Genomic DNA, 26,369 nt, shown 5'->3' with positions numbered 1-26,369 from the left:
TTTTCAAAAAATAATTCCTACAACTTATGAAACGACAACAGTAGCTTTTCAGGATATGGCTCTTATCAAGAAGTAATTTCTCTTTCCTTTTTGCACCACGATAAACTCTTCACTAATCAGGTTTGACAAATTATATGAAGTTGAAGCTTCTGTCACTTTAACTTTATTAATACTTAAGCCACCACCCTGAACCGTTTTTTTCACCTCTCCTTTTGATGGGAAAATAGAAGTCTTTTCTGCAAGCAAACTGGCTGCATCAATACCATCAGCAAGCTCAGTTTTGGTAATACGAAACTGTGGTACTCCTTCAAACATTTCCAGCACACTTTTCGAATCCAAAGTTTTCAAAAACTCCAGATCTCCGTTACCAAATAAAAACTCTGAAGTTTTGACAGCTGCATCCAAGGCTTCTTTAGAATGCGTTCTTACAGTAATATCTTCAGCTAAGGCTTTTTGCAAGATACGCAAATGCGGTGCTACATCATGTTCCTGCTCTAACTGCTCGATTTCTTCTTTATTTTTTAAAGTAAAAATCCTGATCCATGTCTTCACATCACTATCTGATGAGTTTAACCAGAACTGATAAAATTTATATGGTGAAGTTTTTTCTGGATCAAGCCATACAGCTCCACTTTCTGTTTTACCAAATTTAGTACCATCAGATTTTTTGATCAGTTGTGTGGTTAAAGCATATGCCGTACCGCTGTCTTTTCTTCTGATCAATTCTGTACCTGTTACAATATTACCCCACTGATCAGAACCTCCCATTTGCAACACGCAATTATAGTGCTTCCATAAATAATAAAAATCGTAACCCTGCACCAATTGGTAAGTAAACTCGGTAAATGACATACCTGTATCTCCTTCTAAGCGCTTTTTCACACTGTCTTTAGCCATCATATAATTTACGGTAATATGTTTACCTACATCTCTAATGAAGTCTAAAAAATTAAAGTTTTTAAACCAATCGGCATTGTTAACCATTACCGCACCATTACCTTCATCTTCAAACTTTAAAAACTTTGATAATTGTTCTTTCATTCCCTTTAGGTTATGAGCAACCATTTCTTCAGTTTGCAAATTACGTTCAGCCGATTTGCCCGAAGGATCGCCAACCATACCTGTTGCACCTCCTACCAATGCAAAAGGCTTATGTCCTGCACGTTGGAAATGAATTAAGGTCATGATTTGTGTTAAATGGCCAACATGTAAAGAATCAGCGGTTGGATCAAAACCAATATACCCAGCACACATGCCTTCATTCAGTTTCTCCTCAGTATTTGGCATAATATCATGTAACATGCCGCGCCAACGCAGTTCTTCTACAAAATTTGTCATCTTTTATTATTTTACCGCAAAGATAGTTTTTTTGACTTTCCTGCCAAAGATTCAGAAACAGTGCTATTTAACTTTTATATATAATTATCACAGATTTTTAAACGTATATTTAAACATGAACTTCCTTTCACATTTCTATTTTGACAGGCATAATTCCAATTCATATTGCATAACAGGCACCGTATTACCAGACCTGGTAAAAAATGCAAATAAAGACTGGAATTGTTATCCTCAAAAACATGAAGAATTATTTATTGGGGAAGGAAAACAACTGGAATTGTTAAAAGGATGGAAACGTCATCTAAAAGTTGATCAGCTCTTTCATTCGTCTGTTTTTTTTCAGGATGAAACGCAAAAGCTCAAACAATGGTTAATTCCTTTTTTAGAAGGCAGTCCTGTACGTCCATCATTTTTAGCACACATTGGCTTAGAATTGATGCTCGATCATCTTTTGGTAGAACAACGACTTATTGATATCCACCATTTTTACCATCACCTTTCAAGCAGTAAAGGTCAGCAGCTTGATTTGTTTTTAAGTAAATGCAATATTAACGATCTGCCTAAGTTCAATCATTTTTATGACAATTTCCTTTCGAGCAGGTATTTATTGAGCTACCAGAAAATTGATAACATCAGCTATGCTTTGCAGCGCATATGTATGCGTTTATGGAAAGATCCTTTTGACAAAGAAAATCTTAGTGAATTAACAGGTCAATTGCTTCATTACAAAAAGGATTTGGAAACCAATTTTATGAGTATATTTGATACCATTGAAAAAGAGCTGAATTAAAACATGCGCAAACCGTTACTTTTTTGTTTCTTTCTTTTAAGCATACAGTCTCTACATGCCCAAAAACGTAAATACAGTAACGAATTTCTCAATATAGGTGTTGGATCTGCTGCCTTTGGCATGTCTGGCTCTGTAATTGCCAACGTTAATGATGTAACATCCGGCTATTGGAATCCCGCAGGTTTGGCAAGAATGGAAACCCCAAAGCAAGTTGGCCTGATGCATTCTGAATATTTCTCAGGTATCGCTAAATATGATTATGCAGCTTTTGCTACTTCTGTTCAGGATAATACAGCCGTTGTTGGTGTTTCGGCCATTAGATTTGGCGTGGATGATATTCCTGACACTTCTGAACTAATAGACGCCGACGGCAATATCAATTATGACAGGGTTAAGAAGTTTTCTGCCGCCGATTACGCCTTTATCTTTTCTTATGCCCGAAAAAGTAAAAATGCAAGAAGAGATTTCACTTATGGGGCCAATGTAAAAATCTTACATCGCTTAGTAGGACAATATGGTAAATCATACGGATTTGGTTTTGATGCGGGTGTGCAATATAAAACAGGAAAATTTGTTTTAGCAGCTATGGGTCGTGATATTACAACCACATTTAATACCTGGAGTTATAATGCCGATCAGTTAAGTACAGTTTATACGCAAACGGGTAATGATATTCCTAAAAACTCAACAGAAACCACCTTACCCAGAATTATTTTAGGTGCTGCTTACAGTACAGCCATTAACGAACAGTTTAATATCATGGCAGAAGCCAATCTGAATTTCACTACAGATGGAAAACGAAATGTACTTTTGTCTGCCAATCCCATTAGTATAGACCCCACTTTAGGTCTAACTGTTGACTATAAAAAAATTATCTCATTACGTGCTGGTTTGGGGAATATCCAGAAAAGTACAGATTTTACGGGCAAGCAATTTTATTCTTATCAACCCAACATGGGTGTAGGTGTTAAGATCAATAATTTCTCCATAGATTATGCACTTACCAATATTGGTAATAGCTCTGATGCATTATACAGCAACGTTTTTTCGATCAGAATAGATTTCTCTACTTTTTAATAAATCCTGCCAAATTTTAATATACTCCTTTAGTATATTTGCTCGTATGGAGCTGAATGGTATTAAAGAAAAAATGGATGCGCTGGTTCAGGAATTAAACCAGCATACCTATAATTATTATGTGTTGGCTATGCCTACCATTGCCGACTATGAATTTGACAAGAAACTTGAAGAATTAGCACTATTAGAACAGCAATATCCTGAATTTGCAGATCCAAACTCTCCTACCCAAAAAGTTGGTGGTGATATTACCAAAAATTTCATAACCGTTAAGCATAAATGGCCCATGCTATCATTGGGTAATACTTATAACGAACAAGATTTAAGAGATTTTGACGAACGTGTGCGCAAGGCCATAGGCGATAATTTTGAGTATGTATGTGAACTCAAATTTGATGGTCTTTCTATGAGTTTAACTTATCAAAATGGTAAACTATTCAGAGCTGTTACACGTGGCGATGGCAGTCAAGGCGATGATGTTACAGCCAATATCAAAACCATTCAAACCATACCACATCAGCTAAGAGGTAAAGATATTCCACAGGAATTCGAAATCAGAGGTGAAGTTTTTATGCACCGGGCAGCATTTGAACGTTTAAACAGGGAACGTGAAGAGATTGGTGAAATACCTTATGCCAATCCTCGTAATTTTGCCTCTGGAACAGTAAAAATGCAAGACTCAAAAGAAGTAAAAAAACGCCCTCTTGATTGTTTTTTATATGCCTTTTATAGTGATCAAAATTTATTTCACAGCCATTGGCAAAGTTTAAACGCCGTTAAAGAATGGGGCTTTAAAGTTTGCGAACATACAAAGCTGGTTAACAACATTAACGAAGCCCTAGAGTTCATTGCCTATTGGGAAACAGCGCGTTTTAAACTGAGCTATGATATTGATGGTATTGTGATCAAAGTGAACAGTTATGCCCAACAGCATGAATTGGGTTTTACCGCAAAATCGCCAAGATGGGCCATCTCTTATAAATATAAAGCCGCAGAAGTAGAAACAGTACTAGAAAAGGTAACTTATCAGGTTGGTCGTACAGGTGCAGTTACCCCTGTTGCCAATCTTAAACCTGTTGTACTGGCCGGAACTACGGTAAAGAGAGCTACCTTACATAATGCAGATGAGATCAAAAGATTGGACCTTCATGAGCACGATACCGTTTATGTGGAAAAAGGTGGGGAGATTATTCCTAAAATCATCAAAGTAAATCTTGAAAAAAGGGTTTCAGACCAAGCTATAAATTATATTACCAATTGCCCTGAGTGTAATACTTTGCTCATTAGAAGGGAGGGAGAAGCTGCATATTATTGTCCTAACGAAGATGGTTGTCCTCCGCAGATTATTGGTAAAGTACAGCATTTTATAGGCCGAAAAGCGATGGATATACAGGGCTTAGGCGATGAAACCATAGAAACATTTTACCGTAAAAATCTCATCAACAATATTGGTGACCTGTATGATCTGCATTTAAAATATGAGGAATTGGTAAAATTAGAGCGTTTTGGACAGAAATCTATTGATAATATGCTCAAAGGCATCGAAGCTTCTAAAACAATGCCATTTGAAAAGCTGTTATTTGGATTGGGCATCAGGTATGTAGGTGAAACAGTTGCCAAAAAACTGGCTTACGCTTTTATAAATATAGATAACCTTGCAAAAGCATCTTTTGATGAGCTTATAGCTGTTGATGAAATAGGCCAGCGTATAGCAGAAAGCATTCAGGATTATTTCAGCAAAGCAGAACATCTGGCGCTGATTGATAAATTAAGAAAAGAGGGTCTGCAACTTGAAACTCAGGTACAAGTTATCAGCTATGATAGTGATGCACTTAAAGAAAAGTCTTTTGTCATTTCAGGTGTTTTTGAAAAACATAGCCGAGAAGAGTTAAAATCATTGATTGAAAGTAATGGTGGCAAAATTTTAAGTGGCATTTCAGCAAAACTTTCATACCTTGTTGCCGGCGATAACATGGGACCGTCAAAATTAGAAAAGGCAACCAAATTAAATATACCAATTATAAGCGAAGATGAGTTAATAGCATTAATAGACAACGCTTAAACGAAAAAGAATAAAATCACATAAATAAATGAAAAATTTCCACGGAACAGGTGTAGCATTGGTCACACCTTTCAATGCAGACGGATCAGTAGATTATCAGGGCTTGGAACGCCTGATTAATCACTTGGTTAATGGAGGTATAGATTACCTCGTATCTTTAGGTACAACTGGCGAAACTGCCACATTAAGCAAGGAAGAGAAGAAGAAGGTGTGGAATTTTACAGCCGAAATAAACAACGGAAGATTGCCCCTGGTTGCTGGTATAGGTGGCAATAACACACAAGAAATTGCAAACGAGATTAAGGAGTTTCAAAACAACAGTTATAGTGCTGTATTATCAGTAAGTCCTTATTACAATAAACCTACACAAGAAGGTATTTACCAGCATTATAAGTTTTTAAGTGAACTTAGTGCTATGCCTATTATGGTATATAATGTTCCTGGCAGAACAGGAAGCAATATCACTCCAGAAACCACTTGTCGTTTGGCACATGACTTTAAAAATATCATTGCTACCAAAGAGGCTTCGGGAAGCTTTGAACAGTTTAACCAGATCATGAGAGATAAACCCGAAGATTTTTTACTGATATCAGGTGATGATCCTATTGCTTTACCCATGATAGCAGCAGGTGCTGTAGGTGTGATCTCGGTAATTGGAAATGCACTTCCAAAACACTTATCAGAAATGATCAATCTTTGCCTTGAAGGTAAATTTGCACAGGCTCTGCCTCTGCATTTAAGCTTACTTGAAATTACCCGTTTGGCATTTATCGAAGGAAATCCTGCGGGTATCAAATCTGCTTTAAAACAATTAAATATTTGCGATGATGTGGTTCGTTTACCTTTGGTAAAAGCCAGCAATAATCTTAATGCACTAATTGCTGATCAGCTGAAGCAATTGATGTAAGCGGTCTTCATTAAATCTATACATAAGAACAAACTCCGGTTGAAATTCAACCGGGGTTTGTGTTTTTTAGCTCTCTCTTTTGCTATAAAAAGATGATATCAAATCATTTTTTTCTTACACATAAAAATGTTACAGGAAATATCTATAAAATGTCATTTAAGGGCATAATGATTGCTCTAAGCCTATATACACTTAAAACACACAAATGAAAAAATTATTATTAATTGGACTTGCAGCCTGTATTATGAGCTGCAAAGTACTCGGCTATGGTGAACCAACATTTCATATAGGAATGTCTGAAACCGAGTTTAAACAAAGCAACAGATATGCTTCTTATGTCTATGGCGATGATACGAATACTCGTATCTACAGAACATTTAATCAATATCAGGGAGCGTACAAATTTTTCATCTTTTCTAAAGATAAGCTGGTGCGCTTTGAAGAAGGTTCTTTACCTGATGACTTCAAATATATGAGGTTATAATAAAAATGAAAGAAGCGCCTTGGTAATGGGGCGCTTCCTTCAGAAAAAACTTACAAACTTAGTTAGTTAAGCTTTGTTTTTAGTTTCTTGAACTTCTAAACGAATACTTTGTGCTAAGTTCTTTAAATCCTGCATGCCTTTACGCACCCTTGTTCCGGCTGCACTGTTTGATTTGTTATAGAACTTGTCAGCATCTGCTTCGATTGAAGATACCAACGCTTTTAATTCAGCAAATTTTTTCATTGTTTAAATACTCCTTTACTTAGTTTTTTAGGTTTTAATTAATACAGTATTACTAATGTAAGGTGTTTATTTAAATAAAAAAATAGCTATTCTAATAAAAGAATAGCTAAAAGTTATTTTTTTTCCACATTTTCTGATTTTACACAAAAAATGCCTCTATTTTGAGTAACATACAGTTAATCAGACACAACTATTCTGCCGTAGAAAATTTGTTTTGCTGATAATAACCTTTTTTCAATTTCTCAGCAACTTCACTAAATGCATCTAAAGTTCGCTGAACATCTTCTAAGCTGTGTACTGCCGTTGGTATTAACCTTAACTCGATCATACCTTTAGGAATAACAGGATATACTACAATAGAGCAGAATATACCATAGTTTTCACGTAGGTCTTGTGTTAAAGCTGTTGCCTCTAATAATTCTCCTTTTAAGAAAACAGGGGTTACAACTGTATTGGTTACTCCAATATCAAAACCACGTTCTTTTAAGCCATTTTGTAAAGTAGTAGCAACAGTCCATAAACGTTCTCTCAATTCAGGATTGTTTTTCAATAATTCCAGACGTTTCATTAAGCCTAAAACCATTGGCATAGGCAATGCTTTTGCAAAAGTCTGCGAACGCATATTATATCTGAAATAATCTGTAATTTCTTTGCTCGATGCTACAAAAGCACCTATACCTGCCATAGATTTAGCAAAAGTGGCAAAATACACGTCAACCCCATCTATACAATCCTGAGCCTCATGCGTACCTGCACCCGTTGGTCCCATTGTTCCAAAACCATGCGCATCATCTATTAATAATCTGAATTTAAATTCTTTTTTAAGATCAATCAGTTCTTTCAGTTTGCCCTGAGCACCAGACATACCAAATACACCTTCAGTGATCAATAATATTCCACCTCCGGTTTGTTCAGCCAGTTTAGTTGCTCTTTGTAATTGTTTGCGGGCATCTTCTACATCATTGTGTTTATATACAAAACGTTTGCCCATATGTAACCGCAATCCGTCTAAGATACAGGCATGCGACTCGCCATCATACACAACAACATCATTTCTGTCTAACAGGGCATCTATAATGGATACCATACCCTGATAACCAAAGTTTAACAGGAATGCATCTTCTTTGCCTACAAAAGCAGCTAAATCTTGCTCTAATTGTTCATGGTACTGGGTATTTCCAGACATCATACGGGCTCCCATAGGGTAAGCCATTCCAAAATCTATCGCTCCCTGAGCATCTGCTTTACGTACTTCAGGATGATTTGCCAAACCGAGATAGTTGTTCAAACTCCAAACCAAATGCTCTTTACCTCTAAAATTCATATGAGGTGCTATTTCTCCTTCCAGTTTTGGAAATGAGAAATACCCATGAGACCATTTTTGGTGTTGGCCAATTGGTCCCATACGTTTTGAAACTTTATCGAATATATCCAATTTATTATTGTATTAGTGAATCTTATATTAGAATTAAAATTGCGCAAATTTAACCTTAAAATAACTATTTATCAACCCACAACTTATATGCTTAGCAGACATTTAGGTTATTTTTATGTAAAAACGAAACGTATTTTTAAGATTTTAAACAAAAAAGCCTTAGCAACAATAGTTGCTAAGGCTGATCTATATTTATGTTTACGGCTTATTAGTCAACATTATCGTGTAAAAAAGAGTTGTTAGGTCTGATACCTGTTTCTCCATCTTCATCATTGCTCAATGTAAAACGCGAAACCTGCGATTCTGATGAATGTTGAATTTGTTGTAACTGCATTTGTTTACGTTTATAAGCAGGCTCATTTTCCAGCTCTTGTAAACCGTTAGAGGTACGCAGTTTCATGCTCAGGTCTTTTAACCTTAATATTCTTTCTTTAGATTTTCTCAATTGCTCTTCAATTGATTCGTCTGTTTTATCCTCATCAACATCATAACTCTGCGTTTCTGCAACCGGAACATAGTCTTCTTCAGGCTCGTTTATGGTAGCAACAGGTGTTTCGAAAACAAAATTCGTTTCTGATACCTTAACTTCAAATTCAAATCCAGCCTCATTATTATTCTGACTTTCATTAGCTGGCTCTTCTTCAACCAATTGATGGAAAACAGCTTTATTTTCAGGTTGTTCTATCTGCGATTGTGCTATGCTATTATTGAACAGATCTCCAAATAGGTTTGATTGCTTAGGCTCTTCCTGAATTTTTAAAACAGGTTCTTCAATTACCGGTTCAGACTTAGGTTCAATGAAAGTATTTACGGGCTCAACCGGTTTAATCAACGGTGCATCTTCAGGAGTTAGAAGAGATACCTTTTTGATATTTTCTTTTTCTTTATCGCGTTGTTCTTTAGTTTGGAAACCAGTAGCAATAATAGTTACTGAAATTCTGTCGCCTAAATTCTCATCGATACAATTACCCCAAATCAAATCGGCAGAAAGACCTGCTTTATCCTGAATGTAATCGGTAATCACAGAAACCTCATCCATGGTTACTTCCTTAACACCAGAACTGATATTTAGCAAGATATATCTGGCTCCTTCAATTTCATTATCTTTTAAAAGAGGTGAAGCTAAAGCGCCTTCAACAGCTGCCAAAGCTCTGTTTTCGCCTTCGGCTGCATAACTTCCCATGATGCATACACCACTTTCTTTCATTACAGTGCGTACATCTTTAAAGTCAACGTTGATATAGCCCGGAACAGTAATAATTTCGGCAATTCCTTTTGCTGCAGTTGATAAAATATCATCGGCCTGAGCAAAGGCAGAACCTAGTGTCAGGTTTCCGAAGATTTCTCTTAATCTGTCGTTAGAAATTACAAGGTAAGAGTCAACGTATTTTTTCAGTTCTTCTAAACCGTCATCGGCCTGCATTTTACGTCTTTTACCTTCAAAAGCAAAAGGTGTAGTTACAATAGCTACAGTTAAAATATCTAATTCTTTAGCTGCTTTGGCAATGATAGGGCTTGCTCCCGTACCTGTACCTCCACCCATTCCGGCCGTGATAAAAAGCATTTTGGTTGTACTGCCCAACATGTTCTTTAAATCATCTATATTTTCTATAGCCGAATTTTTTCCAACTTCAGGTATAGAACCAGCTCCCATACCCTCGGTTAAACTGGCACCTAATTGTACCTTGTTAGGAATAGGACTAAATTCTAAAGCTTGCGCATCTGTATTACAGATGATAAAGTCTACTCCTGTAATTCCCTGACGGTACATGTGGTTTACAGCATTACCTCCGCCACCTCCAACACCAATTACTTTGATGATTGAAGATTTATCTTTTAACATTTCGAACTGCATATGATTATGAATCAGTTGTTTAAAAAATTAGATTTTTCTATTCAACGCTACTGTAATATTAACACTTTTTTAACAGTCGTTTTCCACAATTGTTAAGATTGTGGAAAAATCCCAATTTGTGGAAAAATACTTACGGACGGATGTAATCTTCATCGCTTACATTCATATCGTCTTTAATAAATTCTGACGTTTTTTGAAGCAGCGTACTAAATAATCCTCGTTTTTTTACTTTATCTTTTCCTTCAGGCTGGGCAACTATTACACCTGGTTTTTTCATTTCCTCTAAAAGTTCTTCTGTTTTCTGAATACCTTTTATCAGCAAACCTACACTGGTTGCATACATAGGGCTTTTCAAATCATCATAAACAGTTTTAGGCATTTCTTCATATTTAGAAAGGTGCTCATTTGGATAACCCACACGGCAATCTAAACCGGTTACATATTCTACCAATTGGTTTAAATGCTTCAATAAAGCACCTCCACCTGTAATAACCACACCTCCTATCAGTTTCTTTTCATATCCCGATGACTTGATCTCGTAGTAAACATGCTCTACAATTTCTTCCATACGGGCTTGTATGATATAAGCGAGGTTTTTCACTGAAATTTCTTTCGGTTCTCTTCCTCTTAAACCTGGTACGCAAATAATTTCATTTTCTTTATTTTCTTCAGCTAAAGCAGAGCCAAATCTGGTTTTTAACAACTCAGCTTGGTTACGCATTACAGAACATCCTTCTCTGATGTCTTCTGTTACACTGTTACCTCCAAATGGAATTACTGCTGTATGACGAATAATACCCTCATGAAAAATAGCCACATCAGTGGTTCCACCGCCTATATCAACCAAGCATACCCCTGCTTCTTTTTCCTCTTCGCTAAGTACGGCTTCTGATGATGCTAAAGGCTCCAGAATAAGCTCCTGTGTTTGTAAACCGGCATTGGTTACACAGCGCATAATATTTTTTACGGCTGTAACTTGTCCCGATATAATATGGAAGTTGGCTTCAAGGCGTACCCCTGCCATACCTACCGGATCTTTGATGCCTGGTTCATTATCAATTGTAAATTCTTGCGGCAAAACATGGATGATTTCTTCTCCCGGAGGCATAACCAGTTTAAACATATCGTCAATTAATTTATCGATATCTTTTTTGCTGATCTCGCTGTTGAGCTCTCTGCGGGTTAATATACCACGATGTTGCAAACTCTTAATATGTTGTCCGGCAATACCCACATTTACCACCCTGATCTCTACATTAGACTGACCGCTGGCCAGATCTACTGCCGAGTTTATTCCTTGTACCGTTTTCTGTATATTAGATACCACACCACGTGTTACTCCTGCCGATTCTGCTTTTCCTATACCTAATACTTCTATCTTTCCATGTTGCGTTTTACGCCCCACAATAGCACAGATCTTAGTTGTACCAATATCTAAACCTACAACTATTGGAGACTGAACGGTAGTTTTCTCTTTGCCCATAACTCTATTAATTTATTGTTGCCTTTAATTTTTATCTATTTTTCTTATCGGTAGCAGAACTTACGTTTTTTACACTTTCTTTCTTTACCGGGGTATTTGCTTTTTGTTGCTTATTAGTATCTTCTTTGGTACTCTTTGTAACGGTTGTACCTGCTTTACTGTTATTTTTTTCTGCACTGGCACCTATTTTTTGCTCATGAACCTCAGCCGTAGCCTTTTTAATTTCCTGAGCAATTGATTCTTTTACTACAGAATCTATGGCCTGTTGTCTATCCTGGCTATTATTTGGCTCAACCACTTTTACCTGTTCAAGCTTCTTAATAGAAACAGAATCTCTTCTTTCGCATACCACCTGATTAGTGTATTTCAGGTTGATGGTTTTATAAGTATTCCACCCCACTTTAGGCATAGCCTGTTTATAAAAAGCCATTAAATTATTCAGCTTTGTATCTATATGGTCTGCATTGCCTAAAATTATGCGCTGGTTACCTATTCTTGGTACCAGTTCAAAATCATTTTTGTCATCTACATAAATCTGCTCAATCTGTGCATCCCACAGCGTATCGCTTTTAATATACAAAGCTGTTTTATACAGATCTTTTGCTAAAGGTGTAAAAAGCGTATCTATCTTACCACTAAAACCTTCTAAAATATTGCCATTTGCAACTAAAACGTTGGCCGTAAAATTTGCCGACACTGGCATTTTTAAACCTTCTTTATCTATATAATAGTCCTGCCCTCCGGCATTGATTACTCTAAGTACAGGCTGGCGTTGTTTAATTTTAACATAAATCACACCATCCATATCTGCATACACCTTAGCAAATCCTATATATGGATTGTCTTTGATGTCACGCTCAATACTGTGAATATTTATTTTTTCAAGCGATCTGCCCAGTAATTTCCCATCTTTATTAATGATCGCCTCTATTTCTTCTCTTTCAATAAAATTATCTGCTCCCGGAATTAATATCTGTACATCAATACATTTAGTGCTTTGTTTCTTAACGTTAATAAAACTCATTAATACCACAACCCCTGCCAGGCAGACAAGCCAGGCAAAACCTTTAAAAATAGCTCTCCAATTTATTTTTTTAAGCATTGTTTAAAGTTTCTTTTAGTGGTTCAACCAAAGTATCAATATCGCCTGCGCCAATGGTTAAAATTAACTCAGGTTTTTTATTTTTTATAAGACTGGTAACCAGATTTTTTCCACAAACTTGTTTGTGCTCTACTGTTATCTTATTTAAAAGCATTTCTGCATTTATCCCTTCTATAGGTAATTCTCTTGCAGGATAAATGTCTAACAATATTAAATCATCAACGGTACTTAACACTTTTGCAAAATCATCTGCAAAATCACGGGTACGTGTAAACAGGTGCGGTTGAAATATTGCTGTTAATTTCTTTTCGGGATAAAGCTGACGCACAGCATCTAGACAGGCTCTGATCTCTTCGGGATGATGTGCATAATCATCTATATATACTTGTTTTTCTGTTTTAACGATAGTTTCAAATCTGCGTTTTACTCCTTTAAAATGGGCAACAGCTTTTTTAATCAACGTAGGTTTAATACCCAAACTTAAAGCCACACCTATTGCAGCCGTTGCATTTTCTACATTATGCCTACCCGGCATAGCCAAAGTAATATCTTTTATGGTTGTAAAGCCATCCTCAAAATCAAAAACAAAATCCCCATTTACCACTCTGATGTTAATTGCTCTTAAAGCAGATTGCGATCCTGAACTATAAGTAATGCCATGTAAAGGCAATCCTTCTCTAACAAAGAGCTTTCCATCTTCTTTGATCTGGCTTACAAAAAGATGAAACGATTCTTGTAAGTGAGCCGCATCTCCATAAATATCCAAATGGTCGGCATCCATAGAGGTTACCACAGCAATATCAGGGTGTAGCGTTAGAAAAGATCTATCGTATTCATCTGCTTCTACAACCAGAACATTATTTTTACCATAAAGTACATTACTGTTATAATTGGTAGCGATACCACCCAAAAACGCTGTACAGCCATAACCTGTATGCGTAAGGATATGTGCTACCATTGATGAGGTAGTTGTTTTACCATGTGTACCCGCCACTGCAATACAAAACATGCCCTGACTAATGATACCCAAAACCTCAGATCTTTTCTTAATAGAAAATCCTTTATCTCTAAAGAAATTTAAAATCTTAGAGTCTTTAGGAATAGCAGGTGTATATACGATCAAAGTCTCAGGATTTACCTCATTAAAATCACTCGGTACCTGGGCAATGTCATCTGTGTAAGTAATATTAATGCCTTCTTCTTCTAGGGCACGTGTTAAACCTGTTTGTGTTTTATCATATCCACAAACCATACAGCCTCTTTTTGTAAAATAACGGGCAAGGGCGCTCATACCGATGCCTCCGATACCTACAAAATAGACTTTTTTAATGTTTAACAGTTCCATATTACTTCTTATGCTTTATTAACGCTTAACCAGTTTTAATACCTGCTGCGCTATGATGGTATCAGCATCGGCTAATGCCATTTTACTTATATTCTCGCTAAGCGTTTCGCATTTTTCACTATTATTTAACAGGTTCAGTGCCTCTTTTACCAATGTATCTTCTGCTGCATTATCTTTAATCATTACAGCCGCATTATTTTTAACCAAAGCCATGGCGTTCTTTGTCTGATGGTCTTCGGCCACATTTGGCGATGGAACTAGAATAACTGGCTTTTTAATAATACAAAGCTCTGCAATGGTACCTGCTCCTGCTCTTGATACAATCACATCTGCAGCAGCATAAGCCAAATCCATCTTGTTTAAAAATTCCAGGATGCAAACATTAGGATGATAGTTTAAGCCTATTCTTTCTATTACACCTTTGTAATAGAACTTGCCTGTTTGCCATATCACCTGTACATCACTGGCAATAATCTCATCAAGATGTTTTTCTATACTTTTGTTTAGGGTTCCTGCTCCTAAGCTCCCTCCTGTTACCAATATGGTTTTCTTTAAAGGGTTTAATTTTAAAAGCTCTGCTCCGGCATAATGCTTACCTGTGATTTCTACTACATCCCTACGGACCGGATTACCTGTTTTCAATATTTTATCTGCAGGAAAAAATTGTTCCATTCCATCAAACGCTACACAAATCTTTGAAGCGTTTTTACTTAACAGCTTATTGGTTACACCGGCAAATGAATTTTGCTCCTGTATCAAATAAGGTATTTTTCTTTTTGAGGCTGCATATAATAATGGTCCTGATGCATAGCCACCTACGCCTACTACCACATCTGGTTTAAACCTTTCTATAATTTTACCCGCTTTGCGCACACTTTCTATCACTTTAAAGGGTAAAGTCAAGTTTTTCAATACCGACCCTCTTTGTATGCCTCTAATATTTAAGCCCTCTATTTCATAACCGGCAGCCGGAACTTTTTCCATTTCCATTTTGCCTTCTGCACCTACAAAAAGAATTTCACATTGCGGTGATATTCTTTTTAATGCATTGGCAATGGCAATGGCGGGAAATATATGCCCGCCTGTGCCACCTCCAGATATGATAATTTTTGGGAAATTATTCATTTTGTTTTTGTTAATTATTTTTTCATTATTCTATTTTGAACCTCAAAAGGAACAAAAGAGAACAAAAACTTTATATTTTATTCGGGTAAACATCTAAACCCATCGTTTACATAAGTTTTCTGTCCTTCTTTATAAATGTTAATTACATTAAAATTGTAGATGATACCTTTGGGTGCTTCTAACAATTTCATATAGGTAAGAACTTGTGCTTCGTGAATTGGCATTATCTTATCTACTGCTTTCAATTCTACTACCAATATATCTTCAATAAACAAGTCGCATCTAAGGAGGGCATCAATATTTATCCCTTTATAACAAACAGGTACATTCAATTCGGTTTTAAATGTAATCCCCCTAAGAGCAAGCTCGTATTCCATACACTTATGATAAGTACTTTCTAACAATCCCACACCTAAAGTTTTATGAACTTCTATGGCTGCTCCATTAACTTGATAAGTTAAATCGGTAAGATATGTTTTCGTTACTAACATTATTTTCTCTTTGTATCCTTTTATGTCTTTTGTGGTAATACCTATGCCATTGCAGGTATTTCACCTACAATTACCTTATTACTTTTTTCACCGCCATTTTTTTCGCTTGTTTTTCCTTCATTCTCTTCAACATCTCTACTCACACTTAAAATAATGCCAAAAGCTATACTTGTAAAAATCATTGAAGTACCTCCCATACTTACCAGGGGCAAAGGAACTCCCGTTACCGGACCTAAGCCCACTGCAACCGCCATATTTGCAAAAGCCTGTATAGTTAAGCTAAAGCTCAGACCAGCAGCTAGTAATGCACCAAATGCTTTGGGACTTCGCGTAACGATACGTACGCACCGATAAAGCAGAACCAGATAAAGGGTAACGATTGCTAAACCACCTACTGTGCCGTACTCCTCAATAATAATGGCAAAAATAAAATCAGAGTACGGATGTGGTAAAAAATTCCTTTCGGTACTATTACCTGGTCCCTTACCAAAAAAACCACCTGTTGCTAATGCAATTTTTGCATGATCTGATTGGTATGTTTTATCAGAATGTTGTAATTCGGGATGAAAAAAAGCATTCATACGCGATTTGTAGGTTTCTCTTCTTGGTCCTAAAAACACTACAAATAGCAAAAGCACAAATCCAGCTGCACATACAGTTAAAATCTGTTTTATACTGATACGCCCAATAATTAGCAATAAAATACTTACTCCAAACAGCATCAAAGCTGTTGAAAGGTTAGCTAATGCAATTAAAATAAATACCACACAAACTGAACCCATAATAGGGACAAAAGCCTTCTTAACATCTTTAATGTTCTCCTGTTTACGGGTTAGCATTCTGGCTAAAAATGTAATTAACGCAAGCTTAGCCAAATCTGAGGTTTGGAAAGTAAGGTTAATGACCGGAATTTTTACCCAGCGTGATGCATCGTTGATATTGCTACCAAATATTAGTGTATAAATAAGCAATGGTATTGTAATGATCATTAATACTTTAGAGATACCTGCGTAATATTTATAATCCAGCAAGTGTGCTATATAAATCATGGCAATACCAAGCAATACAAAAATCACATGCTTATAAAGCAGGTATTTCTCTACTGTTACCCCTTTTTTATAGGCAATTGCTCCTGTAGCACTATATACCGCCATAACAGAGATCATGGATAACATGATTATAATTAACCATATCCATCTGTCTCCTTTGGTTTTCTCTAATAGTGTATTAATGTTAAACATATTACAACTCCTTTACAGCTGCTTTAAATTGGTTTCCTCTGTCTTCGTAATTCTTGAACAAATCAAAACTTGCACATGCCGGCGATAAAAGCACCGTACTTCCTTTTTTGGCTAAATGATATGCTACCTGAACAGCTTCTGCGGCAGAAAATGTATTTACAATAACTTCTACATCTTCTTCAAATGCTTCATGGATGCGCTTATTGTCTTTACCTAAACATATAATGGCTTTTACCTTGCTCTTTACCAGGTCTTTTAGCATGGTATAATCATTGCCTTTATCTACACCGCCCATAATCAGCACAATATCTGTGTTTACACTTTCTAGGGCATACCAGGTAGAGTTTATGTTGGTAGCTTTAGAATCATTGATATAGGTAACATCTGATATCTTGGCCACAAACTCTAACCGATGCTCAATATTCTTAAAGTTGCCCATGCTTTCGCGAATGGATTCATTACGCAACTCCAGAACCTTAGCTACAATACCCGATGCCATCGAGTTATAAATGTTGTGTTTTCCCTGTAAAGCTAAATCGTTGATTGACATGGTAAATTCCTGGTTTAAGTTTGTGTTGATGTATATTGTTTGGTTTTCTATATATGCTCCCATTTCCACTTTTTTATGGATAGAAAAAGGATATTTTTTTGCTGCTACTTTAAGTCGTTCCAACATTTTTAATGTTTCGGCATCATCTGCACAATAAATAAATGCATCATTAGCAGTTTGATTTTGTGCGATACGCATTTTTGATAATGCATAATTCTCCAGTTTATAATCATAGCGATCTAAGTGATCTGGAGTTATATTAAGTAAAACCGCAATATCTGCTTTGAAATCGTACATGTTATCTAACATGAAACTTGAAATTTCAAGCACATACCAATCGTATTCTTTCTCCGCTACCTGAGCTGCAAAGCTTTGACCTATATTTCCGGCCAAGCCTACATTAATTCCTGCATTCTTTAAAATATAGTAAGTAAGCATTGTAGTAGTAGACTTACCATTAGAACCGGTGATACAGATTGTTTTTGCATTGGTATAACGTTTTGCAAACTCTATCTCTGATATAACAGGAATATTAAGCTCATTTATGGCCTGTATGATAAAAGCTTTATCGGGAATACCCGGACTTTTGATGACTTCTACAGCGTTAAGAATTAAATCTGTGGTGTGCTGGTTTTCTTCAAATGGAATTTGTAAATCGGTAAGACTGGTTTTGTAAGCAGGGGCAATGGCGCCAAAATCTGACACAAAAACATCAAAGCCTTGTTTTTTTGCCAGTTTAGCTGCTCCTACGCCGCTTTCGCCTGCTCCCAATATAACCACTCTTTTATTTTCCATTTAGCGTAGCTTTAAGGTTACGAATGTGATTACCGCCAGTATAATTCCTATAATCCAGAAACGGGTTACGATCTTAGCTTCATGATACCCTTTTTTCTGGTAATGATGATGTAAAGGCGACATCATGAAAATCCTTCTTCCTTCGCCAAATCTTTTCTTGGTATATTTAAAATAACTTACCTGCAGGGTTACCGATAATACTTCAACCAGAAAAACACCACACATTACAGGAATTAGTAATTCTTTACGTATCATAATGGCAAAAACAGCAATGATACCGCCTATGGTTAAGCTTCCGGTATCGCCCATAAAAATCTGGGCCGGATAAGAGTTGTACCACAGAAAGCCTACACACGCACCTACAAATGCTCCGGCAAAAATGATCAGCTCACCAGAGTTGGGGATGTACATGATATTGAGGTAATCGGCAATTACGGTGTTACCCGATACATAAGCCAAAATACCCAGGGTTATACCTATAATAGCCGATGTACCTGTTGCCAGACCATCTATGCCATCGGTTAGGTTTGCTCCGTTTGAAACGGCTGTAACAATGATAATTACAAAAGCCAAAAACACTATAAATGCGTATTTTTCATAGCCAGAACCTAAAAACTTAAGTACTTTGGCATAATCAAATTCATTGTTTTTATAAAAAGGCACATTTGTTTTGGTCGATTTTACATCTTGTGTATAATAGTAGCTCTGACCTTTTTGTCTCAACACCATAGGTGCTGCGTTTTCTACTTTAGCCGTATCTATTTTTACGTTCTCATCAACCGTTTGTCTAACCACAATATTAGGATGGAAATACATGGTTACACCAACTATAACAGCCAAACCAACCTGTCCTACCACTTTAAATCTTCCGGCAAGTCCTTCTTTATTCTTTTTAAATACTTTAATATAATCATCTAAAAAGCCTATTGCACCCATCCAGATGGTGGTTACAATCATCAGAATTACATAGATATTGGTAATATTGGCAAATAAGATTGTTGGGATAAGAATACCCATCAAAATCATGATACCACCCATTGTGGGCGTACCTTGTTTTTGCATCTGACCTTCAAGCCCTAAATTTCTTACGGTTTCACCTACCTGCTTTTTATGCAAAAAATCAATGATCCTGCGACCATAAACCGTTGTAATGATCAACGATAAAATGATGGCAAGCGATGACCTGAAAGTAAGGTACTGGAACAACCTTAATCCCGGAAAATCATAGTGTTTATGCAGATATTCAAATAATAAATATAACATCAGCTTTTAGGGTTTAGTTGTTCTCTTAAGATTTCTTTATCGTCAAAATGGTTTCTTACACCTTTTATTTCCTGGTATTTTTCATGCCCTTTACCTGCAACCAAAATAATATCTCCAGGATTTGCTAAAAAGCATGCTGTTTTTATGGCCTCACGCCTGTCTACAATACTAATGGTTTTACGTTGGTTACTGGGTGATACTCCTGCCTGCATATCTTCTATAATCGTTTGAGGATCTTCACTGCGAGGATTGTCGGAAGTTAAAATCACTTTATCGCTCCAGTCGCAAGCCACCTGCGCCATTACCGGGCGTTTGGTTTTATCCCTGTCGCCACCGCAACCTATTACAGTAATTACTTGTTCATTTCCTTTTCTTACATCGGCAATGGTGCTCAACACATTCTGTACAGCATCAGGTGTATGCGCATAATCCACAATACCCACTATTCCTTTATCGGAAACCAAGTAATCAAACCTGCCTTCTGCACCATTCAGATTACTCAACAACGTTAATACCTTTAAGCTATCTTGCTCTAAAAGAACAGCAGTACCATACGCAGCCAAGAGATTGTAAGCATTAAAAGAACCAACCATTTTAAAATAAACCTCTTTATGATCTATATCCAGATGTAGGCCGCTAAACTTATTTTCTATAACACGTGCATGAAAATCTGCCATTTGTTTTAAGGCATAAGTTTTTTTGTAAGCCTTGGTGTTTTGCAACATTACCGTACCATTTCTGTCGTCGATATTGGTAAGCGCAAAAGCAGATTTAGGTAACGCATCGAAAAAGCCTTTTTTAGCTTTCAGATAATTGTCAAACGTTTTATGAAAATCTAAATGATCGTGCGTAATATTTGAAAATACTCCTCCTGCAAAGTTTAAACCGCTTATGCGATGTTGCGCAACTGCATGCGAGCTCACTTCCATAAAACAATATTCACAACCTGCCTCTATCATGCTGTTTAGCAAGCTGTTAAGTTCAACAGGATTAGGTGTGGTGTGACTGGCAGATACAATGCGATCATCTACATAATTCTGTACTGTAGAAATTAAGCCTACTTTATAATTTAAAGCTTTAAAAAGCTGATAAAGCAACGTAGTTATGGTAGTTTTACCATTTGTACCCGTTACTCCTACCAGTTTAATTTTTCGAGAAGGGTTATCGTAAAAATTACAAGCTGCAATACCTAATGCCTCTGCAGAGTTTTCAACTTCTACCCATGTTACTTCTTCGTTTAAATTGGCTGGCAGGTCTTCGGCAATAATTACTGTAGCGCCATTTGTTATAGCTTGTTCAATAAAAAGGTGTCCGTCTGCAGCAGTACCTTTAATGGCAAAAAATGAAGTACCAGATTTAACTATTCTTGAATCAAAAGCAAGGCCCGACACTTGTTCTGCCGTGTTTCCTTTGATACTTTTAATCGAAATTCCGTAAAGTAAATCTTTTAACTCCATGCTCAATTTATTTTATTGCAATTGCAACTCTACCATTAATCCTTTTCCTATGCGTGAACCGGCTTGTATAGATTGTCCCACAACTTTACCACTTCCTTTTACTCTGGCTTTCAAACCCACATTACCCAATAAAAACATAGCATCTTTTAATCCCATTCCATTCACATCAGGCATAATCCCTTTCTCCATTTCGGTATCATGATACGCCACGCCATTACTGGTGTCTATTGAATTAAAATATTCTGATTTTGCTGCATATAGCGGTTTTATACCTAAAGCATTATATACTTTCTTCACAGCCTTACTTTGACCAGCCTTAGCTTCTGGCGGCTGGGTATTACCTACATAATGAGTCTTTACATCAGGTTTATACATATCTATATCGCTTGCATAAATGCGATCTGCTATTTCTCTAAACACTGGCCCAGATACCAAAGCTCCATAATAGGCACCTTTAGGATCGTTAATTACCACTATCATTGAATATTTAGGTTTTTCTGCCGGAAAATATCCAACAAACGAAGCCTGATATTGTCGTTTAGCCTTATAACCCAGATTGTTATCTGCAACTTGCGCAGTACCCGTTTTACCTGCAATCTTATACAAAGGGTTGTAAACAATCTGTCTTCCGCTACCATTTGTAACTACCGCTTCAAGCATTTCCTGCATTTTTTTAAGCGTTACATCAGAGCAGATTTTCTCGTTGATTACTTTCGCTTTAAATTGTTCTATAGGATTACCCAGTCTTCTGATCTCTTTTACAAATATTGGCGCCAGGTATTTACCATTATTTGCAATAGCATTATAAAACGAAAGCATCTTTAAAGGCGTAAGCTGCATTTCATATCCATAAGCCATTTGTGGTAAAGACATGTTTTTATTCCAGCTTTTATTTTTTGGATTTTTAACTACCGGTTGTGCTTCTCCCGGAATTTGCAGATCCATTTTTTCATTTAAATGCCAACTGTATAAATGGTCTGTAAACTTAGATTGGTTATCCTTGTAATATTTATTAACCAAGGAAGCAATAGCCGCATTAGAAGATTGTTCAAAAGCTTTTTTAACTGTTACCACCCCAATACTTCCATGCGAATCTTTAATTACGTGTCCTGGTATAGGATACTCGCCAGTTGCTACCATGGTGTTGGTATCTACATATTTATCTTCAAGCAAAGCCATATAAGATGCAGCTTTAAAAGTTGAACCAGGATCCTGATTACCTGCTATCGCATAATTAAATTGCTCTTTATAAACACCTTGCTCTACACGGGTAAAATTAGCTACCGCTCTAACTTCTCCGGTAGCTACCTCCATGATAATTACCGCTCCATGGTGTGCATCGCTTTTAATCAATTGCTTTTCTAAAGCACTTTGAGCCAGATCCTGCATATTGATATCGATAGTAGAAATGATATCAGCACCATCTTTTGGCGCAACTTCTGCATCACTGTTTACCGGTATCCATACCCCTCCGCTAATCCGCTGCATTAATCTTTTACCAGATTCGCCATTAATATAATTACCATACGCACCTTCTAAACCTACACCATTCTTAACATTCTCATTCTTATAGCCTATGGTTCTTGCCGCAAGTGCTTTAAAAGGCAGAATACGTCTGTTTTGCTGAATAGCCATTAAGCCACCAGAATGCTTACCTATATTATATAAAGGAAATTGTCTTATTTCTTTCAGATCCTGATACGAAACTTTTCTTTTGATAAGCACATAGCGAGCACTATCTTGTCTTGCTTTTCTCAAAAGCCTCGAATAATCTTTTGCGCTTTTATCTTTAAAAAACTGCGCTAGTTTAAATGCAAGAGAATCAACTTTTGAGTAAAACAGCTCATTATCCTGTATTCCTCCAGCAAACATATCCATACGTAATTCATATTCAGGAACAGAGGTAGCCAGCAAACTACCATCAACAGAATAAATATTACCACGAGTAGCTTCAATATCGAACTCTCTAACCGACAAACTATCAGCCATAGCTCTCCATTTATGCCCCTGTCTAAACTGAACATCGCCCAATCTTAATACTACAGCAAGCGCAAAGAGTACAATAAGCCCGAAGGCCAAGTACACTCTCATTAATATGTTTGCTCTAATATTCATTTTTTGTCTTCAATTACAAGTTTTTGTGGCGGCTCTATCAATTCCCTGATACCTAACGTATCAACTTTTTTAGCCACCTCAGTCATTTTGCTCTTAAACATCAAATCGGCCTTAAGCGATTTGTATTCTGAACTCAACTCCTTAACTTCTTTACTTAACTTATCAATTTCACGTATGTTCTTAACTGCCATATGGCTGTTTGCGATGTAAATCATACCCAACACACATAAAAAAATAAGGTAAGGCAACACTCCTGTTGCTGTTTCTTTCGAAACCACCCCTTCCACAAAAAGCTTTCTGAAAAAGATGGTCAAACCACCTTCTTTAACTTCTTTATCAACTTTCTCTTCCCGTTCTACAATCTCTTCTTCGGGCTCTTCCGTTTTTATCCTGAATTGGTTATTCATAATTTTTCCCCAATTCTTAATTTGGCACTTCGTGAGCGTGTATTGCTCTTTAATTCTTCTGGCCCTGCCACAATTGCTTTTCTGGTGATCACCTGAAAAGGTTTTACATCATTACCAAAGAAATCTTTATCAACCTCACCTTTAAATTTCCCCTTAGCGATATAATTTTTAACCGGTCGGTCTTCTAAAGAATGATAAGAGATTACCACCAACCTGCCTCCCGGCTTCAAAACCTCAGCGCTCTGTTCTAAAAATTGCTCTAAAACCTCAAGCTCAGCATTCACTTCTATACGCAAAGCCTGAAAAACCTGCGCCATATATTTATTTTCTTTACCTTTAGGGATATGTGAAGCAATAACCTGCTTAAAATCGCCTAGCGTTTTAATCTCCTTATCTAAACGAGCCGTAACAATGGTTCTTGCAAGAGATTTTGCATTTTTAACCTCTCCATACAAACCAAAGATCCGATGCAAATCTCCTTCTGAATAGGTATTTAAAACCTTAGCAGCCGTAAGCGAGCGTTGCTTATCCATGCGCATATCCAGATCAGCATCAAAACGTATTGAAAAACCTCTTTCTGCTTCATTAAACTGATGCGAAGAAACTCCAAGATCGGCCAAGATCCCATCAACCTGTTTATAGCCCAGCAAACGGAGATTATTTTTCAGGTAGCTAAAATTCTGATCAACAAATTTGAAACGAGGGTCTTCTATTTTATTTCTTTGCGCATCTGGATCCTGATCAAAAGCCACTAAAACCCCATCTTTGCCTAATTTCTCTAATATAGCCCTTGAATGTCCGCCACCACCAAAAGTCACATCAACATATACACCAGACGGATTGATATTTAAACCATCCAAACATTCATTTAACAGCACCGGAACGTGGTAATTATTTTCCATCTTCACCTCCTTTATTTTTTCCTCCCATAACTTCTTCAGCTAAAGCAGCAAAATTTTCAGGAACATCATCAAAAAGGTTATCATAAACCTTTTTATCCCAAACCTCAATTTTATCTAACTGGCAAGCCAACACAATCTCAGCTTCTATACCAGCATATTCCATCAAGGCTTTAGGCAACAATACCCTTCCAGCAGCATCCAAACTCAAAGGCATTGCCCCTCTTTGAAACGCACGCACAAACTCACGGTTCTTGCGCTCAAACATATTCAACTTAGCAAGTTCAGCTACTGTTTCATCCCAAACCTTTTTAGGGTAGATCACTAAATTCTTCTCAAAACCCCGATTCACAACTAACCCATCTCGCTCCACATCAAGCAATTGCTTTTTGAGCAAAACAGGCACCATAAGGCGTCCCTTTGCGTCAAGTTTACAATCAAATTCTCCGATGAGTTGGGTCATAATAGTAGCTACACTTTTTATGTAGTGTAAAATTAAACACTATCTACCACTTTTTACCACTTTTTACCACAAAAAGTTTTCAACATACACTTTCTCCCACAAAAGCTTTGTTTTTAACTTATTTTCATCATTTTTCAGACATAAAAAAACGGAGGCCTGAAATTCAGACCTCCGTTTTTATTCATTTTTTAAGAACCTACTATTGTTGTTGTATCGCTTTTACACCGGGCAATTCTTTACCTTCCATATACTCTAAAAGAGCACCGCCGCCTGTAGAAACGTAACTCACCTGATTTTCAAATCCAAACTTGGCAATGGCCGCAGCCGAATCTCCTCCACCGATTAGTGAAAAAGCCCCGTTTTGGGTAGCTGCCACTACTGCTTCAGCTACTGCTTTGGTTCCATGCTCAAAATTGCTCATTTCAAAAACCCCCATCGGCCCATTCCACAATACTGTTTTTGAATTTTTAATTACTTCACTAAAAATAGCTATGGTTTTTGGACCGATATCCAATCCCATCCAACCCAAAGGAATTTCTCCGATTCCTGTCTCAGATTTTTGGGCGTTATTGTCAAATTTATCAGCAATTATCGTATCTACTGGCAAAACCAATTCTACACCTTTCGCTTTAGCTTTTTCTATCAACTCTAAACAAAGTGATAGCTTATCTTCTTCTAACAATGAATTACCTATCTCTCCTCCCTGAGCCTTAGCAAAAGTATAAGCCATTCCACCACCAACAATCAGATTATCAACCTTATCTAAAAGATTTTCTATCAGTAATATTTTATCTGAAACTTTTGCCCCACCCATAATTGCCGTAAATGGTTTATTGGCTCCTTTTAAGACTTTGTCTGCATTTTCAATTTCTTGTGCCATCAGGTAGCCAAAGTATTTTACATTTGGAAAGAACTTTGCAACAATGGTTGTAGATGCATGTGCTCTATGTGCAGTACCAAATGCATCATTCACATAGACATCTGCTAAATCAGCGAGTTGTTTGGCAAAATCCTCATCTCCTTTTTCTTCTTCTGCATGAAAACGCAAATTTTCCAAGAGCAATACTTCTCCCGGAAATAAATTAGCAGCCATTTTCTGCGTTTCCTTTCCAATACAATCATCAGCAAATTTCACAGGGATATCCAGCATTCTTGACAGGTCTCCAACAATATGTTTTAAAGAATACTTTGGATTAACGGCTCCCTTAGGTCTTCCTAGATGAGACATCAATATTACTGAACCACCATCATTCAGAATTTTCTGAATGGTTGGAAGAGCTGCTTTCATCCTTTTATCGTCAGTAATATTAAAATCAGCATCTAAAGGCACATTAAAATCTACCCTCACCAATGCTTTCTTGTCTTTAAAATTGTATTGATCTACAGTATTCATATTTTATTCTAAGTTTAATATCATTTTATAATGAGGTCTTATCTGCTGA

The 26,369-nt window shown here is 36.7% G+C and carries 23 protein-coding genes; 5 read left to right on the top strand and 18 right to left on the bottom strand.

What is annotated here, in order from left to right:
• Positions 1–48: 48 nt before the first annotated feature.
• Entirely contained in the window at positions 49–1,338 is a 1,290-nt protein-coding gene (gene tyrS, locus MMF97_RS07160) for a tyrosine--tRNA ligase (RefSeq protein ID WP_243360957.1), read from the bottom strand.
• 115 nt (positions 1,339–1,453) lie between these two features.
• On the opposite strand from tyrS, the gene MMF97_RS07155 reads away from it, so the two are divergent.
• The 5 genes from MMF97_RS07155 (at position 1,454) to MMF97_RS07135 (ending at position 6,658) form a co-directional block, all read left to right on the top strand.
• Positions 1,454–2,128 (top strand): ACP phosphodiesterase, encoded by a 675-nt coding sequence (locus tag MMF97_RS07155; RefSeq protein WP_243360955.1) that lies wholly within the window; start codon positions 1,454–1,456, stop codon positions 2,126–2,128.
• Between the two features lie 3 nt (positions 2,129–2,131).
• Complete coding sequence (locus tag MMF97_RS07150; RefSeq protein WP_243360953.1) at positions 2,132–3,205, top strand: putative type IX sorting system protein PorV2; 1,074 nt, start codon at positions 2,132–2,134, stop codon at positions 3,203–3,205.
• A 46-nt stretch (positions 3,206–3,251) separates the two neighbouring features.
• Positions 3,252–5,267, top strand: coding sequence for an NAD-dependent DNA ligase LigA (gene ligA, locus MMF97_RS07145; protein WP_243360951.1), 2,016 nt, complete (start codon positions 3,252–3,254; stop codon positions 5,265–5,267).
• A 28-nt stretch (positions 5,268–5,295) separates the two neighbouring features.
• Positions 5,296–6,174, top strand: a complete 879-nt coding sequence (dapA, locus tag MMF97_RS07140; protein WP_243360949.1) for a 4-hydroxy-tetrahydrodipicolinate synthase — start codon at positions 5,296–5,298, stop codon at positions 6,172–6,174.
• A 205-nt stretch (positions 6,175–6,379) separates the two neighbouring features.
• A complete protein-coding gene (locus MMF97_RS07135; RefSeq protein WP_243360946.1) occupies positions 6,380–6,658 on the top strand; it encodes a hypothetical protein in 279 nt (92 codons plus the stop codon).
• A 66-nt stretch (positions 6,659–6,724) separates the two neighbouring features.
• Here MMF97_RS07135 and MMF97_RS07130 read toward each other — a convergent pair whose 3' ends face one another.
• From MMF97_RS07130 to MMF97_RS07050, 17 genes are all read right to left on the bottom strand, one after another.
• Complete coding sequence (locus MMF97_RS07130) at positions 6,725–6,901, bottom strand: histone H1 (RefSeq protein ID WP_243360945.1); 177 nt, start codon at positions 6,899–6,901, stop codon at positions 6,725–6,727.
• Between the two features lie 190 nt (positions 6,902–7,091).
• Positions 7,092–8,336 carry an aminotransferase class I/II-fold pyridoxal phosphate-dependent enzyme gene (locus tag MMF97_RS07125; protein WP_243360943.1) on the bottom strand — a complete coding sequence of 415 codons (1,245 nt, stop codon included), beginning with the start codon at positions 8,334–8,336 and terminating at the stop codon, positions 7,092–7,094.
• 208 nt (positions 8,337–8,544) lie between these two features.
• Positions 8,545–10,191: a cell division protein FtsZ gene (gene ftsZ, locus MMF97_RS07120; RefSeq protein WP_243360941.1), complete on the bottom strand. Its 1,647-nt coding sequence runs from the start codon at positions 10,189–10,191 to the stop codon at positions 8,545–8,547.
• 130 nt (positions 10,192–10,321) lie between these two features.
• The gene (gene ftsA / locus MMF97_RS07115) at positions 10,322–11,674 is read right to left on the bottom strand and encodes a cell division protein FtsA (protein ID WP_243360939.1); all 1,353 of its coding nucleotides are present in this window, start codon (positions 11,672–11,674) and stop codon (positions 10,322–10,324) included.
• 31 nt (positions 11,675–11,705) lie between these two features.
• Positions 11,706–12,776, bottom strand: coding sequence for a cell division protein FtsQ/DivIB (locus MMF97_RS07110; protein WP_243360937.1), 1,071 nt, complete (start codon positions 12,774–12,776; stop codon positions 11,706–11,708).
• On the bottom strand, positions 12,769–14,121 hold the full coding sequence (gene murC, locus MMF97_RS07105) for a UDP-N-acetylmuramate--L-alanine ligase (RefSeq protein WP_243360936.1): 1,353 nt from the start codon (positions 14,119–14,121) through the stop codon (positions 12,769–12,771). The genes MMF97_RS07110 and murC overlap by 8 nt, the downstream gene beginning before the upstream one ends.
• 18 nt (positions 14,122–14,139) lie before the next feature.
• The gene (gene murG, locus MMF97_RS07100) at positions 14,140–15,246 is read right to left on the bottom strand and encodes an undecaprenyldiphospho-muramoylpentapeptide beta-N-acetylglucosaminyltransferase (RefSeq protein ID WP_243360934.1); all 1,107 of its coding nucleotides are present in this window, start codon (positions 15,244–15,246) and stop codon (positions 14,140–14,142) included.
• A 77-nt stretch (positions 15,247–15,323) separates the two neighbouring features.
• Positions 15,324–15,737, bottom strand: a complete 414-nt coding sequence (locus tag MMF97_RS07095; protein ID WP_243360932.1) for a GxxExxY protein — start codon at positions 15,735–15,737, stop codon at positions 15,324–15,326.
• 41 nt (positions 15,738–15,778) lie between these two features.
• Positions 15,779–16,978 carry an FtsW/RodA/SpoVE family cell cycle protein gene (locus tag MMF97_RS07090; protein WP_243360931.1) on the bottom strand — a complete coding sequence of 400 codons (1,200 nt, stop codon included), beginning with the start codon at positions 16,976–16,978 and terminating at the stop codon, positions 15,779–15,781.
• 1 nt (position 16,979) lies between these two features.
• Positions 16,980–18,323 carry a UDP-N-acetylmuramoyl-L-alanine--D-glutamate ligase gene (murD, locus tag MMF97_RS07085; RefSeq protein ID WP_243360929.1) on the bottom strand — a complete coding sequence of 448 codons (1,344 nt, stop codon included), beginning with the start codon at positions 18,321–18,323 and terminating at the stop codon, positions 16,980–16,982.
• Entirely contained in the window at positions 18,324–19,586 is a 1,263-nt protein-coding gene (gene mraY / locus MMF97_RS07080; protein ID WP_243360927.1) for a phospho-N-acetylmuramoyl-pentapeptide-transferase, read from the bottom strand.
• Positions 19,586–21,043, bottom strand: a complete 1,458-nt coding sequence (locus tag MMF97_RS07075; RefSeq protein WP_243360926.1) for a UDP-N-acetylmuramoyl-L-alanyl-D-glutamate--2,6-diaminopimelate ligase — start codon at positions 21,041–21,043, stop codon at positions 19,586–19,588. The genes mraY and MMF97_RS07075 overlap by 1 nt, the downstream gene beginning before the upstream one ends.
• Positions 21,044–21,055: 12 nt before the next feature.
• A complete protein-coding gene (locus tag MMF97_RS07070; RefSeq protein WP_243360923.1) occupies positions 21,056–23,158 on the bottom strand; it encodes a penicillin-binding protein in 2,103 nt (700 codons plus the stop codon).
• Positions 23,155–23,565, bottom strand: a complete 411-nt coding sequence (locus MMF97_RS07065) for an FtsL-like putative cell division protein (RefSeq protein ID WP_243360921.1) — start codon at positions 23,563–23,565, stop codon at positions 23,155–23,157. The genes MMF97_RS07070 and MMF97_RS07065 overlap by 4 nt, the downstream gene beginning before the upstream one ends.
• On the bottom strand, positions 23,562–24,467 hold the full coding sequence (gene rsmH, locus MMF97_RS07060; protein ID WP_243360919.1) for a 16S rRNA (cytosine(1402)-N(4))-methyltransferase RsmH: 906 nt from the start codon (positions 24,465–24,467) through the stop codon (positions 23,562–23,564). The genes MMF97_RS07065 and rsmH overlap by 4 nt, the downstream gene beginning before the upstream one ends.
• Positions 24,457–24,927 (bottom strand): division/cell wall cluster transcriptional repressor MraZ, encoded by a 471-nt coding sequence (gene mraZ / locus MMF97_RS07055; protein WP_243360917.1) that lies wholly within the window; start codon positions 24,925–24,927, stop codon positions 24,457–24,459. Before mraZ ends, rsmH begins: the two co-directional genes overlap by 11 nt.
• A gap of 199 nt (positions 24,928–25,126) precedes the next feature.
• Positions 25,127–26,320, bottom strand: coding sequence for a phosphoglycerate kinase (locus tag MMF97_RS07050; RefSeq protein ID WP_243360914.1), 1,194 nt, complete (start codon positions 26,318–26,320; stop codon positions 25,127–25,129).
• Between the last annotated feature and the right edge of the window lie 49 nt (positions 26,321–26,369).

Origin of the sequence: Pedobacter montanisoli, from assembly GCF_022809115.1 — a bacterium.
Classification (GTDB): Bacteria; Bacteroidota; Bacteroidia; order Sphingobacteriales; family Sphingobacteriaceae; genus Pedobacter; species Pedobacter montanisoli.
The sequence above is the reverse complement of the archived record's forward strand: the minus strand, read 5'-3'. Positions and strand labels throughout refer to the sequence as shown.